At 61.2% G+C, this 14,924-nt stretch carries 16 protein-coding genes; 6 read left to right on the top strand and 10 right to left on the bottom strand.

The genetic code is table 11. The features are described from left to right. Positions 1 to 7 precede the first annotated feature (7 nt). Positions 8 to 991, bottom strand: coding sequence for a sugar-binding transcriptional regulator (locus NE852_RS19385; RefSeq protein WP_008533415.1), 984 nt, complete (start codon positions 989 to 991; stop codon positions 8 to 10). A gap of 424 nt (positions 992 to 1,415) precedes the next feature. Here NE852_RS19385 and tal point away from each other — a divergent pair, with 424 nt between their 5' ends. Together tal and NE852_RS19375 are read left to right on the top strand one after the other, a co-directional pair. Continuing rightward, positions 1,416 to 2,381 (top strand): transaldolase, encoded by a 966-nt coding sequence (tal, locus tag NE852_RS19380; RefSeq protein ID WP_008533414.1) that lies wholly within the window; start codon positions 1,416 to 1,418, stop codon positions 2,379 to 2,381. A gap of 93 nt (positions 2,382 to 2,474) precedes the next feature. Then, complete coding sequence (locus NE852_RS19375) at positions 2,475 to 3,143, top strand: DUF1345 domain-containing protein (RefSeq protein ID WP_008533413.1); 669 nt, start codon at positions 2,475 to 2,477, stop codon at positions 3,141 to 3,143. A gap of 4 nt (positions 3,144 to 3,147) precedes the next feature. On the opposite strand, the gene NE852_RS19370 is transcribed toward NE852_RS19375, so the two are convergent. Beyond that, positions 3,148 to 3,942 (bottom strand): anti-sigma factor, encoded by a 795-nt coding sequence (locus NE852_RS19370; protein WP_008533412.1) that lies wholly within the window; start codon positions 3,940 to 3,942, stop codon positions 3,148 to 3,150. Continuing rightward, positions 3,939 to 4,691 carry a sigma-70 family RNA polymerase sigma factor gene (locus tag NE852_RS19365; RefSeq protein ID WP_205621982.1) on the bottom strand — a complete coding sequence of 251 codons (753 nt, stop codon included), beginning with the start codon at positions 4,689 to 4,691 and terminating at the stop codon, positions 3,939 to 3,941. The genes NE852_RS19370 and NE852_RS19365 overlap by 4 nt, the downstream gene beginning before the upstream one ends. 299 nt (positions 4,692 to 4,990) lie before the next feature. Here NE852_RS19365 and NE852_RS19360 point away from each other — a divergent pair, with 299 nt between their 5' ends. Genes NE852_RS19360 through NE852_RS19350 form a run of 3 tightly spaced genes read left to right on the top strand, consistent with a single transcriptional unit; the run spans position 4,991 to position 6,947 of the window. After that, a complete protein-coding gene (locus NE852_RS19360; protein WP_008533410.1) occupies positions 4,991 to 5,965 on the top strand; it encodes an MBL fold metallo-hydrolase in 975 nt (324 codons plus the stop codon). Positions 5,966 to 5,985: 20 nt separating this feature from the next. Further along, a complete protein-coding gene (locus NE852_RS19355) occupies positions 5,986 to 6,450 on the top strand; it encodes a tetratricopeptide repeat protein (protein WP_008533408.1) in 465 nt (154 codons plus the stop codon). Positions 6,451 to 6,506: 56 nt separating this feature from the next. Next, complete coding sequence (locus NE852_RS19350) at positions 6,507 to 6,947, top strand: DoxX family protein (RefSeq protein WP_008533407.1); 441 nt, start codon at positions 6,507 to 6,509, stop codon at positions 6,945 to 6,947. 61 nt (positions 6,948 to 7,008) lie between these two features. Here the strand turns inward: NE852_RS19350 and NE852_RS19345 are convergent, their stop codons facing one another. The 7 genes from NE852_RS19345 to NE852_RS19315 form a co-directional block, all read right to left on the bottom strand. Beyond that, complete coding sequence (locus NE852_RS19345) at positions 7,009 to 7,182, bottom strand: DUF1328 domain-containing protein (protein ID WP_008533406.1); 174 nt, start codon at positions 7,180 to 7,182, stop codon at positions 7,009 to 7,011. A 204-nt stretch (positions 7,183 to 7,386) separates the two neighbouring features. Next, complete coding sequence (locus tag NE852_RS19340) at positions 7,387 to 8,814, bottom strand: gamma-aminobutyraldehyde dehydrogenase (protein ID WP_008533405.1); 1,428 nt, start codon at positions 8,812 to 8,814, stop codon at positions 7,387 to 7,389. A 13-nt stretch (positions 8,815 to 8,827) separates the two neighbouring features. Further along, positions 8,828 to 9,640 (bottom strand): ABC transporter permease, encoded by an 813-nt coding sequence (locus NE852_RS19335; RefSeq protein ID WP_008533404.1) that lies wholly within the window; start codon positions 9,638 to 9,640, stop codon positions 8,828 to 8,830. Continuing rightward, entirely contained in the window at positions 9,630 to 10,592 is a 963-nt protein-coding gene (locus NE852_RS19330) for an ABC transporter permease (RefSeq protein WP_008533403.1), read from the bottom strand. Before NE852_RS19330 ends, NE852_RS19335 begins: the two co-directional genes overlap by 11 nt. Then, the gene (locus NE852_RS19325; RefSeq protein ID WP_258155954.1) at positions 10,589 to 11,575 is read right to left on the bottom strand and encodes an ABC transporter ATP-binding protein; all 987 of its coding nucleotides are present in this window, start codon (positions 11,573 to 11,575) and stop codon (positions 10,589 to 10,591) included. The genes NE852_RS19330 and NE852_RS19325 overlap by 4 nt, the downstream gene beginning before the upstream one ends. A 214-nt stretch (positions 11,576 to 11,789) precedes the next feature. Then, complete coding sequence (locus tag NE852_RS19320) at positions 11,790 to 12,950, bottom strand: ABC transporter substrate-binding protein (RefSeq protein WP_008533398.1); 1,161 nt, start codon at positions 12,948 to 12,950, stop codon at positions 11,790 to 11,792. Positions 12,951 to 13,070: 120 nt separating this feature from the next. Then, on the bottom strand, positions 13,071 to 13,979 hold the full coding sequence (locus tag NE852_RS19315; RefSeq protein ID WP_008533397.1) for a LysR family transcriptional regulator: 909 nt from the start codon (positions 13,977 to 13,979) through the stop codon (positions 13,071 to 13,073). Between the two features lie 179 nt (positions 13,980 to 14,158). Here NE852_RS19315 and NE852_RS19310 point away from each other — a divergent pair, with 179 nt between their 5' ends. Further along, a complete protein-coding gene (locus NE852_RS19310; RefSeq protein WP_008533396.1) occupies positions 14,159 to 14,905 on the top strand; it encodes a hypothetical protein in 747 nt (248 codons plus the stop codon). Positions 14,906 to 14,924 lie beyond the last annotated feature (19 nt).

The raw sequence follows: 14,924 nt of genomic DNA, 5'->3' as shown, positions 1-14,924 counted from the left end.
GATTGGATCAAGTCTGTTCTGCCAGTTCCAGCAACGCCCGTGCCGCGCTTTCATCCGTGATCAGCGTGTTGCAGCCGATGCGTTTGATCGTGGCGCGGATAGCGATGGCGCGGTGGGCGCCGCCGGAGGAAAGCACGATGTGCCTTGCCTCCTTCAACATGTCGAGATCGACCGACATGACGCGCCGATTGATCGAGTGATCGACCGAATTGCCGTCCTTGTCGAGGAAGTTGAACATGGTGTCGCAGACGCAGCCGGCATCGACCAGTTCCTGCAGCTCGGCCTTCGATATCCAGCCCTCCGACAGCGAAGTCGAATGCGGGCCGATATCGCCGCAGCTGACGATCGCGAGATCGAGGTTCTCGGCGAGACGGTAAATCGTGTCCAGCCCGCATTTTTCGATCAGATTGCGTTTGGTCTCGATGGAATCGACGAGTAGCGGCGCCAGGAACATGTAACATTCGGCGCCGAGCTGGTTTGCCAGCCGCCATGTATAGTCGATCGGGTTCGTCTGATGGACAGCGACGATGCCGCCAAGCAGCGAAACGATCTTGCAATTGTCACGTCGCGGCGGGCGGAAGCTTGCAAGCGAGGCCGTCATGGTGCGGCCCCAGCCGACGCCGATCGTGTAATCGTCCGGAATGGCTTCCGAGAGGAACTGCCCCAGCGCCAGGCCGACATTCTTTGCCAACGAATCGACGTCGCACGTGGTCGGCGCCGGCACGACGATCGCCTCGTCGAGGCCGTAAGCACGCTCGAGCTTGACCGAAAGTTCGACGCAGTCGCCGATCGAATCGTTGATCCAGATCTGCACTTCGCTGCGTTTCATCGCCTCGTCGAGCAGGCGGATGACGGTGGTGCGGCTAATGCCGAGCTGTTCGGCAACGTCCTTCTGGGTCAGGCCTTCGTTATAATAGAGCCACGCCGCCCTCAACCGCAGCGAGGATGCCTCGGTATAGGCCGTATGCGTGCCGCGTTTGAGCTTGACCACATCTCCTCCCGCACGATTCCCGCCCTCAATCCTTCACAGGGATGAAGGAGCGCAACGACGCGCTTGTTGCCGGGATAATGACGAGTCTGGCACTTATGTCAATTGAAATGCACAAATGTCCTTGACTTTTCCGTGGCGGGATGGCGATAGTCCTCCCGACACAAGTCGTTCTTGTCCGTCCGAGGAGGACATAGTGCGGGCATGCCGAAAGTCACGACCGGCCTTCGAGCCGCAGGCGGCGCCGCTTGCGTTCGGGCAGCCGTTCGTTCGCGGGAACACGGCCACTGTCCTCCACGTTTATGAATCATCCGTGACGGATGCGCGTATCTTTACCTGCAGCATGCAAAGCATCGGTCCCTAGCTCACCTTTTTGCCGGGCGGAACGCGCCGGTCCGCATCCCAAATTCAACAAGGATTATTGACCATGACATCCAAGCTTGACCAACTCCGCGAGATTACCACGGTCGTCGCCGACACCGGCGACATCGAAGCCGTCGCCCGTCTGAAACCGGTGGATTGCACGACGAACCCGAGCATCGTGCTCAAGGCGCTCGGCACGCCGATGTTCGCCGACGCCATCAAGGAAGCCGTCGCCTGGGGCAAGAAGCAGGGTGGCAATCCCGAAGCCGTTTCCTCCGCTGTCGCCGATCGCCTCGCCATCTCCGTCGGCGCAGCCCTTGTAAAGCTCGTCCCGGGTCGCGTCTCGACCGAGGTCGACGCCGATCTTTCCTTCGATACCGAGGCTTCCCTTGCCAAGGCGCGTGCGATCATCGCGGCCTACAAGGATCGCGGCATCGAACGGGACCGCATTCTCATCAAGCTCGCTTCCACCTGGGAAGGCATCCGCGCCGCGGAAGTGCTGCAGAAGGAAGGCATCGACTGCAACCTGACGCTTCTCTTCAGCAAGGCTCAGGCGATTGCCTGCGCCGACGCCAAGGTGTTCCTGATCTCGCCCTTCGTCGGCCGCATCCTCGACTGGTACAAGAAGTCGACCGGTAACGACTACACCGCTGAGGAAGATCCGGGCGTCATCTCCGTCCGTGACATCTACAATTATTACAAGACGAACGACATCAAGACGATCGTCATGGGCGCCTCCTTCCGCAACGCCGGCGAAATCGAAGCTCTTGCCGGTTGCGACCGCCTGACCATCAGCCCGGCGCTGCTCGACGAACTCGCAAAGGACGAGGGCAAGCTGGAGCGCAAGCTCTCGCCGGAGAGCCGCAAGCCGGATGCGAAGGTCTCGGTCGACGAAAAGACCTTCCGCTGGATGATGAACGAGGACGCGATGGCGACGGAAAAACTCGCCGAGGGCATTCGCGCCTTCGCCAAGGATCTGGGAACGCTGCGCACCATGGTGCAGAAGGAACTGCAGCTCGCTGCCGCTTGATAAGGTAGCGCAAACAATCGGAGGCGCGGCTGCCGGCTGGCAGGCGCGCCTTTTTCGTGCTGTTATCAAGGGCATATGCTGTCGGAGACCGATATGGCGGAGAGGGAATGGGCAAATTCGGTTGCGGCATTTGCCTACAAGCATGCGAGCTTCATCATCGCCGTTCTTGGCGGACTGGTGGTCTTTTTGCTTCTGACCTCGCGCGAAGTCAGCGCCGGCAATATCTTGTTAGGCTGGAATGTCAGCGCCGGCGTTTTTGTCGCGCTGAGCTGGCGCAAGATGCTGCGGGCGACGGTTGAGGGTATTCGGAAACGCTCCGCGGATCTCGATTTCTCCGATACGGTTCTGCTGGCTCTTTCGATCGGCGCCGCCCTTGCCAGCATCGCCGGCATCGGCCTCGAGCTTCATTCGATCAAGGAGGCAACACCCGATGTCGCGCTGGCGCGGGCAGGTGCGGCGATTCTGACGATCCTGATCTCCTGGATCTTCCTGCACACGCTCTTCACCATCCACTATGCCCATTATTTCTATGGCGGGGCAGACGAGGAGGGTGGGCTCAAATTTCCCGACGGGATCACGGAGCCCGGCTATTGGGATTTCCTCTACTACTCCTTCACGATCGGCGTTGCAGCGCAGACGGCGGATGTCGCGGTCAGCTCGACCAGCATGCGCAAGTTGACGCTGCTGCATGCCGTGCTCTCGTTCCTGTTCAACACGACGATCCTGGCACTTGCAATCAACGTCGGGGCGAGCCTGCTTTAGATCATCATGCTCTCGCCGCCGCTCTGAAAAGCGACGCGAACTCGGCCAGGTCGCCCGGTGCGACATCGGAAATCGCCCAGAATACGAGCCCGCCATCAGACCACTGCGTCATGTTGTAGCCGTCATGCACTGCTGTCGCCCGCGCTGCCGATGCCGCGGGCCAGATGAACAGGTTGATGACGTGACCGTGGCGCCGGTAGACCAGGGCCGCGACGGCCCGACCACCGATATAGTCGACACGTCCGCCGACCAGCGGAAAGCCTTCCTTGGAGAGATCGCTCACCGGCGGGGAAAAATCGATCTTGCCGTTGAACCAGGGCTTTACCGTATGCTGATCGGAGGTCAGCACGTCGGTGAGATGGTCGGCCATCATCGACCTGACATGGCTTGCCATGATCTGGTTCTGCAAAAGCAGGGTCTGCGACGGTGCGTTGGCGAAAAGGAAGGCGCCTGTTGCCAGAACCGCAAGCGAAGGCACGAAGCTCCATTGCCTTATGAAATCCAGGGCACGGCGCCAGACAGGCGCCTGGCGCGGCAGGCTGGATGCCGTTGCCAGCTGTTCGAAAGACAGCATTGACAAGACTTGCGAACGCAGCGCCTCCGGTGGTCGCCACTTGACGTCATCCTGATCGATGATCTCCCTCACCGTACGGACCCCTTCCATCTCAGTCCTGCAATTCGCACAGGTGGCAAGATGATCCTCGAATTGCGCCGCTTGGACGGAATCGAGTTCGCCATCGACAAAGCCGTGCAGCATGATGCGCCATTCGGGGCAGCCTTTCTGTTGAGCTTCGCTCATCCCGCCGTCTCGCTTTTGCTGCATGCATCCCAGGCTTCACCGAATTCACGCCGCGCCCTGGCAAGCCGCGACATGACGGTGCCTATCGGCGTGTCGATGATTTCGGCGATCTGCCGATAGGAGAGATCCTCAAGTTCGCGCAAGACGAGGATTTCCCGCATTGTCTCCGGAAGTCGGCTGATAACAGCGCGCACGCGCTGCTGCTCGCTTCGCCGGATCGTCGCCGTCTCCGGTGAATCCTCCTCCGAGGCGACCTGGTACCCTTCGCCGTCGTCGAGATCGGCATCGCCGTTGTTGCCGAGATGCCGCTCGAAACGCGCTTTGCGCCGATCCTGCTGACGCCAGGCATGGCAGCAATTCCTGACGATGGCAAAGAGCCAGGCGCGCGGGTCGCCACCACGATAAGTTTCGAAATTGCGGTAGGCGCGAAGGAACGCTTCCTGAACAATGTCCTGCGCGGCATCGGCGTCGCGGCTGAGGAACCGGGCAAAATTGTAGGCGGCGTCAAGATGCGGAACGATCATGTGCTGAAAGCGCTGTAGGAGCTCGTGCTGCGCAGTCGCATCGGCTGCTCGAGCGACGCGATCGCCGTTTGTTTTTTCCGAGAACACAAGGTGGAACAGCCGTACGGCGTTGCCGAGAAGCGCAGCCAGCAGCGAGGGTCGAATGCGAACCTGCGACCTCTGCCGGGCCGGCAGCGACCAGCCGTTCGATTCGATGGGATAGGCGATCTGAGCGTTTGTCATGATCCTCCCTGCCTCAAGAGCAGCCGAATTTAGGCGTGAGACCCGCAGTTCTGCAATGCGGTCCCTTGCCGTCTAGACCGATTGGCGCGCGATTTTATTCCATGTCGCCGCCAATTTATTTGCGCGCCGAGGGGCGTCGGTCACGTGCGATGGAAATGATGAAGCAGTTTCAATTGCTTGAAGGAAAAGTGCCCGGGGTCGGGAATAAGCGCTCTCCGCCGGCGATCTAGTTCGTCAGCGAGGACATCTGAGCAATTGCGTCTTCGCCACCGGAAATGCCGTCAACAAGAGGAGGCATATTCATGTTTACCATGTCACGTCGCGCCGTGCTGGGCTCGGCTGCTGCTGCGGCGGCATTCGGCCTGTCGTCGAAGCTCGAATTCGTCATGCCGGCGCTCGCCGCAACGCCGCTGGAGCCGATGGTCGGCTACTACAAATACAAGGTCGGGGATGTCGAGGTCACGGCGATCTACGACGGCATCTGGAAAAAACCGCATGACCCGACTTTCATCAAGAACGCCTCGATCGAGGACACCAAGGAGGCGCTTTCCAAGGCGGGATTGACGACCGAATTCATGCCGATCCCGCTGACGGTGGTCGTCCTGAAGCTCGGCGATCGCCTGATCATGATGGATGCTGGCTCGGGCGTCGGTCAGTGGCAGGCGAATGCCACGCACCTCCCGGCGAACATGGCAGCCGCCGGCATCGACTACAAGAAGATCGACACGATCTTGCTCTCGCATTTCCACCCGGATCACGTCTGGGGCTTGATGGAAAAGGGAACGAACGATCCTGTCTTCCCGAACGCCGAACTCATCGTCAACGCCGTCGAATATAACTGGTGGACGGAGCCTGGCCGGGTCGAGAAGCTTGCCGAAGGCCGCAAGCCGGCCGGCAAGCGCATCGCCGACGTCTTTCCGAAATGGAAGAACTGGAAGCTCGTCGCCGATGGCACGGAAGTGGCCCCTGGCATGCAGCTTCTCGCGGCGCCTGGCCATACGCCCGGGCATTCGACCTATCTCGTCACCTCCGGCAGCAGGCAGCTGCTCGTCTCGGCCGACATCATGTATGTCCCAGCCCTGCTCGCGCCGCATCCCGAATGGCAAGGCAGCTACGACCAGGATGGGCCAATGGCTGTCGACACGCGCCGGCGCCTGATCGATCGCATCATCGCCGACAATATCGCGATCTGCGGCTCGCACTTCCCCTTCCCCGGCTCGGGCACTTTCGTCAAGGACGGAAGCGCCTATGGCTTCACACCGACAATCCAGGCCTGAAAGGCCGAAAGGAGATTACCATGACGAAATATGCAATTCTCGGATTCGTCTGGCTTTGCGCCATAATTGCCGGCTTTTCCGCGGTGACAGCGCTTCCGGCCTTTGCGGTCGACAACATGCAATCGACGGATGCTCCCGACCTGACGTCGGTACGCGCCAAGATCGATGCCAAGAATTATGCCGGCGCTCTGCTGGAGCTTCGCGGCCTTGCCGAAGACAATCAGCAGGCGGATGTCTATAATCTGATGGGATATACGCTGCGCAAGACCGGCGACTACAGGACGTCGCTGACCTACTATACCAAGGCGCTGGAGCTTCAGCCCGATCACAAGGCAGCGCGTGAATATCTCGGCGAACTCTATGTCGAAACAGGCGAGATGGCGAAGGCCGAGGAGCAGGTGGCATCGCTGAAGCAACTTTGCCCTGATGGTTGCGAGGAACTGGAAGACCTGCAAAAGGCCGTTGCGGCCAAGGCCGGCAACTGACGGGCATATGAACGCAAGGGCAGGCGGATGAACTGCCTGCTCTGCAAACGGAGGATATGATGGAAAACGCTCCAAGCCGGCTGGCCGATCTCACTCTTCTCGTGGGGAGGCTTCTCCTGGCGCTGATCTTCCTGCACGAAGGTTCGACGCTCGCAGCTGATATCGCGGCGACCATCGACACTTTCGCTACGCTCGGCCTGTCAGCGCCGGTGGCACTTGCGGTCATTGTCCTTCAGATCGGCGCTGGCCTTTCCGTTGCGGCGGGTTTTCTCAGCCGGCTTGGCGCACTGGCACTCGGCCTATTTTGTCTGGCAACGGCCTTTCTCTTCCACACCAATTTTGCCAGCCAGAACGAGCTCCTGCATTTCGAGAAGGACCTGGCGATTGCGGGCGGCATGTTCGTCCTGGCCGCCTCGGGTGCGGGATCGATATCGATCGACAATCTGCTGAAACGGCGAATACGCGAAATGCCTGCCTGGTTGAGGGCACTGTTGTAACACCGCGACCAAACGAACTTCACTTCGACGCTACGCCGTTTTCAACAAGCCCGGCGCCTGGTCAGAGGATCGCCTGCCCCGCCAGCAGCGCAAGGACGAGGAAGATCAGGAAGATCACCAGCGCGATGCCGAAGAGGACGCGCGCGATCGTCGCGGTAGCGGCGGATACACCTGAGAAGCCGAAAAAGCCGGCGACGATCGAAATCACGAAAAATATCAGAGCCCATTTCAGCATGGCAGCATCCTTTGCGTTTGCTTGAGAAGACGCTGCAGACGGCAAATTGTTCCGGCTCTTTTCCAAGCCGGCATGATCTGTGTCGGGCACGACTTGATCGGGAGCGGCGGCGGACAATTGCCGGCGCCTTGCGGCCCCGTGACCTGAGATCTCCCGGCGAACCGGGGAGATCCATGTCGAGTGCGTCGCGATCCTTCCCGCCGATCAGCCGTGATTGATCATCACGTGGCGCACGGCGGTATAGTCCTCCAGCGCATAGACCGACATGTCCTTGCCGTAGCCCGATTGTTTAAGGCCGCCATGCGGCATCTCGTTGACCAGCATGAAATGTGTGTTGATCCAGGTGCAGCCATATTGCAGACGGGCGGCGGTCTTCATGCCGCGGCCGATATCCTTGGTCCATACGGAGGAGGCCAGGCCGTAATCGCTGTCGTTTGCCCAGGCGATGGCGTCATCGGCATCGGAGAAGCGAGTGACCGAGACGACTGGGCCGAAGACCTCGCGGCGGACGATCTCGTCGTCCTGCAGGGCGCCCGCTATGACAGTCGGGGTGAAGAAGAAGCCCTTGTCTCCGGACACGGTGCCGCCGGTGGTGATCTCCATGTGTTTGTGCTCGGAGGCGCGGGCGACGAAGCTTTCGACGCGGTCGCGCTGGCGCCTGGAGATCAGCGGCCCGATCTCGTTTGCGGTATCGTCGGCCTGGTTGAAGCGGATGCTCGCGACCGCCGAGGAGAGGTCCGCGACGAAATTGTCGTAGACCTTTGCATCGGCATAGATGCGGCAGGCGGCCGTGCAGTCCTGGCCGGCATTGTAATAGCCGAAGGTGCGGATGCCGGCGACGACGGCGTCGATATCGGCATCGTCAAAGACGATGACCGGGGCTTTGCCGCCGAGCTCGAGATGGGTGCGTTTGACCGTCTTGGCGGCGGCCTGCAGCACCTTCTTGCCGGTCGCGATATCGCCGGTGATCGAGATCATGTTGACCTTGGCATTGTTGATCAGGGCGTTGCCCACGCTTTCACCGCGACCAAGGATGACGTTGACGACGCCCTCGGGCAGGATTTCGGAAAGCAGTTTCGCCATCTTCAGCGCCGTCAGCGGCGTCTGCTCAGAGGGTTTGAAGACAACGGTATTGCCGCCGGCGATCGCCGGCGCCAGCTTCCAGGCCATCATCATCAGCGGATAGTTCCACGGTGCGATCGAGCCGACGATGCCGATCGGATCGCGGCGGATCATCGAGGTATGGCCGGGCAGGTACTCACCGGCGGCCGGTCCGTGCAGGTTGCGCACGGCGCCCGCGAAGAAGCGATAACAATCGACGATCGCCGGGATTTCGTCGTTCAGCACCGAGTTGATCGGTTTGCCGCAGTTCAGCGCCTCAAGCGTGGCGAAACCTGCGTCATCCTTCTCGATGGCGTCGGCGATCTTCAGGAGATAGCCGGAGCGCTCGGACGGCGTCGTCTGCGACCAGCTTGCAAAGGCTTTTTCGGCGGCATCGACAGCGGCGTCGACCTGGGAGAGCGAGGCTTCGGGGAGGTCGATCACCGTTTCGCCCGTCCTCGGATTCAGGATGTGTTCTTCCGTTTCCGTGCCTTTCACGAAACGGGAACCGATCAGCATTTGGGTATCCATGATGTTCTCCCTGTTATTTGCCGGCGCCGGCGATCTGGTCGCCGTCGCGGGTGAGGTAGTAGGCTGCCAGGATCGGCAGGAAGGTGACGAGCACCACGACCATGGCCACCACATTGGTCACGGGGCGCTGGCGCGGGCGGATGAGTTCTTCGAGCATCCAGATCGGCAGGGTCGATTGCTGGCCGCCGGTGAAGGTGGTGACGATGACTTCGTCGAAGGAAAGGGCGAACGCCAACATGCCACCGGCGAGCAGGGCAGTGCCGATATTCGGCAGGATGATATGGCGGAAGGTCTGGAAGCCGTCGGCGCCAAGATCCATCGAGGCCTCGATCAGCGAGCCGGAGGTGCGGCGGAAGCGGGCGACCGCATTGTTGTAAACGACGACCACGCAGAAAGTGGCGTGGCCGAGCACGATGGTCCAGACCGAAAACGGGATATCGAAAAGGCTGAAGGCGGAGCGCAGCGCAATGCCGGTGATGATGCCGGGAAGGGCGATCGGCAGGATGACGAGCAGCGAGATCGCCTCGCGGCCGAAGAACTTCGTCTGGCTGACGGCGGCCGCGCAGAGCGTGCCGAGGATGAGCGCGATCGCCGTGGCGATGACGGCGACCTGCACGGAGAGGCCGAGCGCCGACCAGACATCCGGCCGGCTCCAGGCGATGGCGAACCATTGCAGCGTCAGGCCGGGCGGCGGCCATTGATAGCTCTTCTCCTCCGTCGTGAAGGCATAGACGAAGATCAACACGATCGGTAGGTGCAGGAAGAGCAGCCCACCGGCAGCGGTGATCTTCAAGGGCAGTGGCGATGTCTTGAGATCAGAGCGCATCGAAGGCCCCCATGCGTTTGGCGAGCGAGAGATAGAGCGCCATGATGACGATCGGCACGACGGAGAAGGCGGCCGCCAGCGGCACGTTGCCGGCCGTTCCCTGCTGGGCATAGACGGCCTGGCCGATGAAGAGCCTGGAGGAGCCGATGATCTGCGGGATGATGTAGTCGCCCAATGTCAGCGAGAAGGTAAAGATCGAGCCGGCGACGATGCCGGGGAGAGCGAGCGGCAGCAGCACCGTGCCGAAAGTTTGGCGCGGCGTAGCACCGAGATCCGCCGAGGCCTCGATCAGGTTGCCGGGCACGCGCTCGAGCGCTGCCTGTGTTGGCAGGATCATATAGGGCAGCCAGATATAGACGAAGACGATGAAGGTGCCGAGATAGCTGACCGACAGCGAATTGCCGCCGACGACGGGCAGGTTCAGGATGCCGTCGAGCAGCCAGGAAAGGTGGAGCTTCTCGAAGATCCAGGTGAGGATGCCTTCCTTGGCGAGGATCAGCTTCCAGGCGTAGATCTTGACGAGATAGCTCGACCAGAGCGGCAGCATGACGCCGAGATAGAAGAGCGCCTTCCATTTTCCCTGCGCATAACGCGCCGCGTAGTAGGCGATCGGGAAGGCGATCAGGGCGGCGGCTACGGTGACGAGTGCGGCCATCACGACGGTGCGGATGATGATGTCGAAATTCGTCGGGCTCAGCAGCTGAGCATAAGTCGAGAGCGTGAATTCGTAGTTCACCAGACCCGAGAAATCGTCGATCGAGAAGAAGCTCTGCAAGAGCAAGGCGATCAGCGAGCCGATATAGATGATGCCGAGCCAGAGCAGCGGCGGCGTCAGCATCAGGAGGAGTAAGAGCTTCGGGTGCCGCCAGAACGTATCCGACAGCCCGCCGAAGAAGCCGCCGCGGCGAGGAAGGATCGAGGTCTTGCCGCCTGACATGATAAGCGCCGTCATGCTGCGTCGTCCATGTAATGGATATCGGCAGGCTGCCAGGCAAGCCGGATACCGGCGCCGACAACGGGCACGGCCGTGCCGGCCGGCAGCATGACATGCAACCGGCTGCCCTTGATGTCGACGCTGAGGCGTGTGGCTGCGCCGAGGAAGCTTGCGTTTTCGACTTTCGCCTCGACGCCATCGCTTGCCAGCCGGATCGCTTCGGGGCGCAGGCTCGCCCAGCGCTTCTCGCCGCCGAGCGAGGCCATCAGATCGGGCGCGATCACGTTCGACGAGCCGACGAAATCGGCAACGAAGCGCGTCTTTGGGCAGCTGTAGATATCTTGGGGCGTGCCCTGCTGGACGATGTTGCCGTTATTGAAGACCGCAACGCGGTCTGCCATGGAGAGCGCCTCACCCTGATCATGCGTGACGAAGACGAAGGTAATGCCGAGTGCGCGCTGCAGGCTCTTCAATTCCTCCTGCATCTGTTCACGCAGCTTCAGGTCCAGCGCGCCGAGCGGCTCGTCGAGCAGCAGCACCTTCGGCTTGTTGACCAGCGCGCGGGCGAGTGCGACGCGCTGACGCTGGCCGCCCGAGAGCTGGCCGGGGCGGCGAGCGCCATAGCCCGGCAACTTGACGAGTTCGAGGGCATCGCCCGCGGCCTTGATCCGCTCCGCCTTGCCGACCCCCTTGACCATCAGCCCGTAAGCAACGTTGTCGAGGATATTGAGATGCGGGAAGAGCGCGTAATCCTGGAACACGGTGTTGACGTTGCGGCGATAGGGCGGAATGCCCTCGGCCGTCTCGCCGAAGATCTGGATATGGCCCGCGGTCGGCTGCTCGAAGCCGGCTATCAACCGCAGGCAGGTCGTCTTGCCCGAGCCGGAGGGGCCGAGCATGGCGAAGAATTCGCCTGGCGCGATTTCGAGGTTGACGCCGTCGACGGCGCGAACCTGGCCGAAATGACGCGATACCTGTTGGAAACGGACGGCTGACGTCATGGGAGACTCCGGGTCATGCATTTTCAGCGAGGGCTTTGGTCTTAGCTAATAAAACCCCGCCCCAAACCCCTCCCCACAAGGAGGAGGGGCTTAACCTGCCGTAACCTTTTGCAAATACCTTGGTGTTTCGGCAGGATTCGGCGGTGCCACTCTTAGCCCTCCCCCTTGTGGGGAAGGGTTGGGGAGGGGATCTTACGCATACGAGCGGATCGGCTCACCTTCCGCCGATCACGCCGATGTAATCCGACACCCAGCGATGGTACGGCACGCACTCGCCCTGGGTCGCGCACTTGGCGACCGGCGTCTTCCAGAACTTAATCTTGTCGAAGTGATCGAAGCCGTTGGTGGCGCAGCCGGTATCGCCCATCAGTTCGTTGCCCTTGCAGGCGGCGGGAACGGAGGGCACGGCGCCGAACCAGGCCGCGGCATCACCCTGTACCTTGGCTTTCAGCGAATGCTCCATCCACATATAGGCGCAGTTCGGATGTTCGCTGTCGGCATGCAGCATAGTCGTATCTGCCCAGCCGGTGACGCCTTCCTCAGGGAAGGTCGAGGCGATCTTCTGCTTGTCGGCCTGCAGCAGGTTCACCTGGAAGGGCCAGGAGCCAGAGGCGACGACGCCTTCGTTCTTGAAGTCGTCGATCTGGATCATCGCGTCGTGCCAATAGCGGGAGACCAGTTTGCGCTGGCCACGCAGCAGGTCGAGTGCGGCCTTGTACTGGTCCTCGGTCAGTTCGTAGGGGTCCTTGATGCCGAGATCCGGTTTGTGGGCCATCAGATACATGGCCGCGTCGGCGATGTAGATCGCGCCGTCATAGGCCTGGACGCGGCCCTTGTTCGATTTGCCGTCCGGCAGGGTCTGCTCCTCGAAGACGACATTCCAACTGGTCGGCGCCTTGTCCTTGAAGGTATCGGAATTGTACATCAACACGTTCGGTCCCCAGAGATAGGGGACGCCGTAATGCACGCCGCCGACCGTATACCAGGGCCCGTTCTGCAGGCGCTCATCGACATTCTTGAAGCCCGGGATCAGATCGGTGTTGATCGGCTGCACGCGCTTGCCGGCGATAAGGCGGAGCGAGGCGTCGCCCGATGCCGTGACGAGATCGAAGCCGCCTTCGTTCATCAGCGACACCATTTCATCCGAAGTGGCAGCGGTCTTGACGGAGACCTTGCAGCCGGTCTCCTTTTCGAAATCGGTGACCCAGTCGTAGTTCTTGTCGGTTTCGCCGCGTTCGATATAGCCGGCCCAGGCGACAATGCTGACCGCGCCTTCGCCCTTGCCGAGGGCCTTCAGCGGTTCGGCGGCGACAACCTGTGTCGCGAAGCCCAGGCAGGCGAGCACTGCCGTGCAGGATTTCAAGAGATTCGTCATCATCCGTCTCCCAGTTTTTCTGCCACTTTTGTGGCGGTTCGTTCCCTGGTGAAAAGGTGACGCGAAAATGCCGCTTTCGCAAATTCATTTATCAGAAAGGCGATATCGGAAATTCCGATATCAGCGGACGCGGCCGGACCGCAAACTTTCGGCAATACCGACGAAGTCGCGCGCCGCCTGCGGCAGGCTGGAGCCCTTGCGCCAGACCATCCCGACCTGGACGACCGGTAGCGAGCCGGAGACGTCGCGGCTCTCGATACGGTCGCCTTCCAGCGACCAGGGGCGGTAGACGAGATCGGGGAGCAGCGCGACACCGGCGCCTGTCGCAACAAGGCTGCGCACTGCTTCCACCGAGCGGGTACGGAAGGCGACATGCGGGCGGGCGCCGAGTGCCGAAAGCAGCTTGCCGGTATTCTCCTCGATTTCGTCGACCGTCAGCATGATCAGCGGTTCGCGGGCGATATCGGCGACCGAGATGATGTCGGCCGATACCAGCGGATGGCCCATCGGCAGCCAGAGCCGATAGGGCGAGGTTTCAAGGATTTCCGCCTGCAGCGCCATGCGGTCGCGCAGGTTGGAGATTACCATGACGGCGACATCGAGTTCGCCGCCGACCAGGAGATGTTCGAGATAGCCGCCATTGTCTTCGATCGCGCTGACTTCGATGCCTGGACAGGCGCGCCGGTATCGCGCCAGGAGGTCGGATAGCACGTAGCCGGCGACAAGCGAGGTGACGCCGATGTTCAGCGTGCCGGAAAGCGCGCTTTGCTGGCCGGAAAAGCTGGTACGTGCATCGGAGACGGAGGCGAGGATCTTCGTGGCGTGGCGCAGGAACTGGTGGCCGTTATGAGTGATCGTCAGCCCGCGCGGATGGCGCTCGAAGAGCGCGACGCCGAGGTCGGTTTCGAGCTCCTTCAGCGCTTCCGTCACCGAGGATTGCGAGATCGAAAGGTTCTGCGCTGCCCGGGTCACCGAACCCTGTTCGGCGACGGCGACGAAATATTGGATCTGGCGAAGGGTGAAGGCCATGGCCGTTTAGAGCATGGCGGAATGCGCAGTGGCAAGCGGCCGAAAAAATCGGACCTTTTTTGGTATTTTCCTGAAAGGGGACAGGCTCGGAGTGACCACTTAAACTTTCGGAAACGTCATTTCATTAGCGTTCTCAACACCAGTCCTGCGTTGGAGTTTCAGATGGCGGAGCAGTTGGCGTGAAGGCCTTACTGCGCATATTCCGGCCCTCCCGGAAATTGACAATCATTATCGGCGGAGTCGCTCTTCTGGCGGGCGTTTCCGGCGGCGCGGCGGTGTATGTCGGCAAGGACAGGCTGATCGGTTCCTCGGATGGCGCCTACGGGCTCGAGTGCAGCGACGTCAACCTGGTGACGATCAAGAAGCAGGATCACATCTGGGTTCGGAAATACATCAAGACCGAACCGACCGACGGGATGACACGCGTCACGACCGCACTTCGCGTCGCCCAGGCCATCTATGCCGCGCAGAAGCCGGATCTGGTGCAGGTTGTGGTACTCGACGAGAACGGTCCGACGATTCGCGCCGACATTCGCGGCCGGGCGATCGGCGCCGATGTCGTCTATATCCCGCATCCCGACAAGACCGTTCCCGGCCTGGACGACAAGCCCTACACGGCGCGCTATTATGACGGCAAGGCCAGCGAAAACGGGCTGTTCTTCGGCGAGCGGATAGACATGCCGTCCGACGAGATCGCCATGATCAGCGCTGCTTTCAAGGACCCCGAGGATTGCGTCGATCCGGTTGCGGTTGGCTCGACGAAAAAGGGCGACAAGGACAAGGAAAAGAAGGCTGCCGGCGGTGCCCATGGCGCAGCACCGGCGACCGAAGGCGAAACCACGCCTCCTGCCGAAGGCGGCAGCGCCGATGTCGTCGCGGAGGCCCCGGCTGAAGAGCCGCCGGCAGAAGCCGTCAAGACACACTGAACGAATGGCATGAAAAAGC

The organism is Rhizobium sp. Pop5 (assembly GCF_024721175.1).
GTDB lineage: Bacteria > Pseudomonadota > Alphaproteobacteria > Rhizobiales > Rhizobiaceae > Rhizobium.
This window is presented reverse-complemented; position numbering and strand designations above follow the sequence as displayed.

Bases quoted from the DNA above. Each gene is read 5' to 3' on its own strand.
- tal (WP_008533414.1), top strand. From the start codon at position 1,416: ATGACATCCAAGCTTGACCAACTCCGCGAGATTACCACGGTCGTCGCC.
- NE852_RS19375 (WP_008533413.1), top strand. From the start codon at position 2,475: ATGGCGGAGAGGGAATGGGCAAATTCGGTTGCGGCATTTGCCTACAAG.
- NE852_RS19370 (WP_008533412.1), bottom strand. From the start codon at position 3,942: ATGAGCGAAGCTCAACAGAAAGGCTGCCCCGAATGGCGCATCATGCTG.
- NE852_RS19360 (WP_008533410.1), top strand. From the start codon at position 4,991: ATGTTTACCATGTCACGTCGCGCCGTGCTGGGCTCGGCTGCTGCTGCG.
- NE852_RS19355 (WP_008533408.1), top strand. From the start codon at position 5,986: ATGACGAAATATGCAATTCTCGGATTCGTCTGGCTTTGCGCCATAATT.
- NE852_RS19350 (WP_008533407.1), top strand. From the start codon at position 6,507: ATGATGGAAAACGCTCCAAGCCGGCTGGCCGATCTCACTCTTCTCGTG.
- NE852_RS19345 (WP_008533406.1), bottom strand. From the start codon at position 7,182: ATGCTGAAATGGGCTCTGATATTTTTCGTGATTTCGATCGTCGCCGGC.
- NE852_RS19340 (WP_008533405.1), bottom strand. From the start codon at position 8,814: ATGGATACCCAAATGCTGATCGGTTCCCGTTTCGTGAAAGGCACGGAA.
- NE852_RS19335 (WP_008533404.1), bottom strand. From the start codon at position 9,640: ATGCGCTCTGATCTCAAGACATCGCCACTGCCCTTGAAGATCACCGCT.
- NE852_RS19330 (WP_008533403.1), bottom strand. From the start codon at position 10,592: ATGACGGCGCTTATCATGTCAGGCGGCAAGACCTCGATCCTTCCTCGC.
- NE852_RS19325 (WP_258155954.1), bottom strand. From the start codon at position 11,575: ATGACGTCAGCCGTCCGTTTCCAACAGGTATCGCGTCATTTCGGCCAG.
- NE852_RS19320 (WP_008533398.1), bottom strand. From the start codon at position 12,950: ATGACGAATCTCTTGAAATCCTGCACGGCAGTGCTCGCCTGCCTGGGC.
- NE852_RS19315 (WP_008533397.1), bottom strand. From the start codon at position 13,979: ATGGCCTTCACCCTTCGCCAGATCCAATATTTCGTCGCCGTCGCCGAA.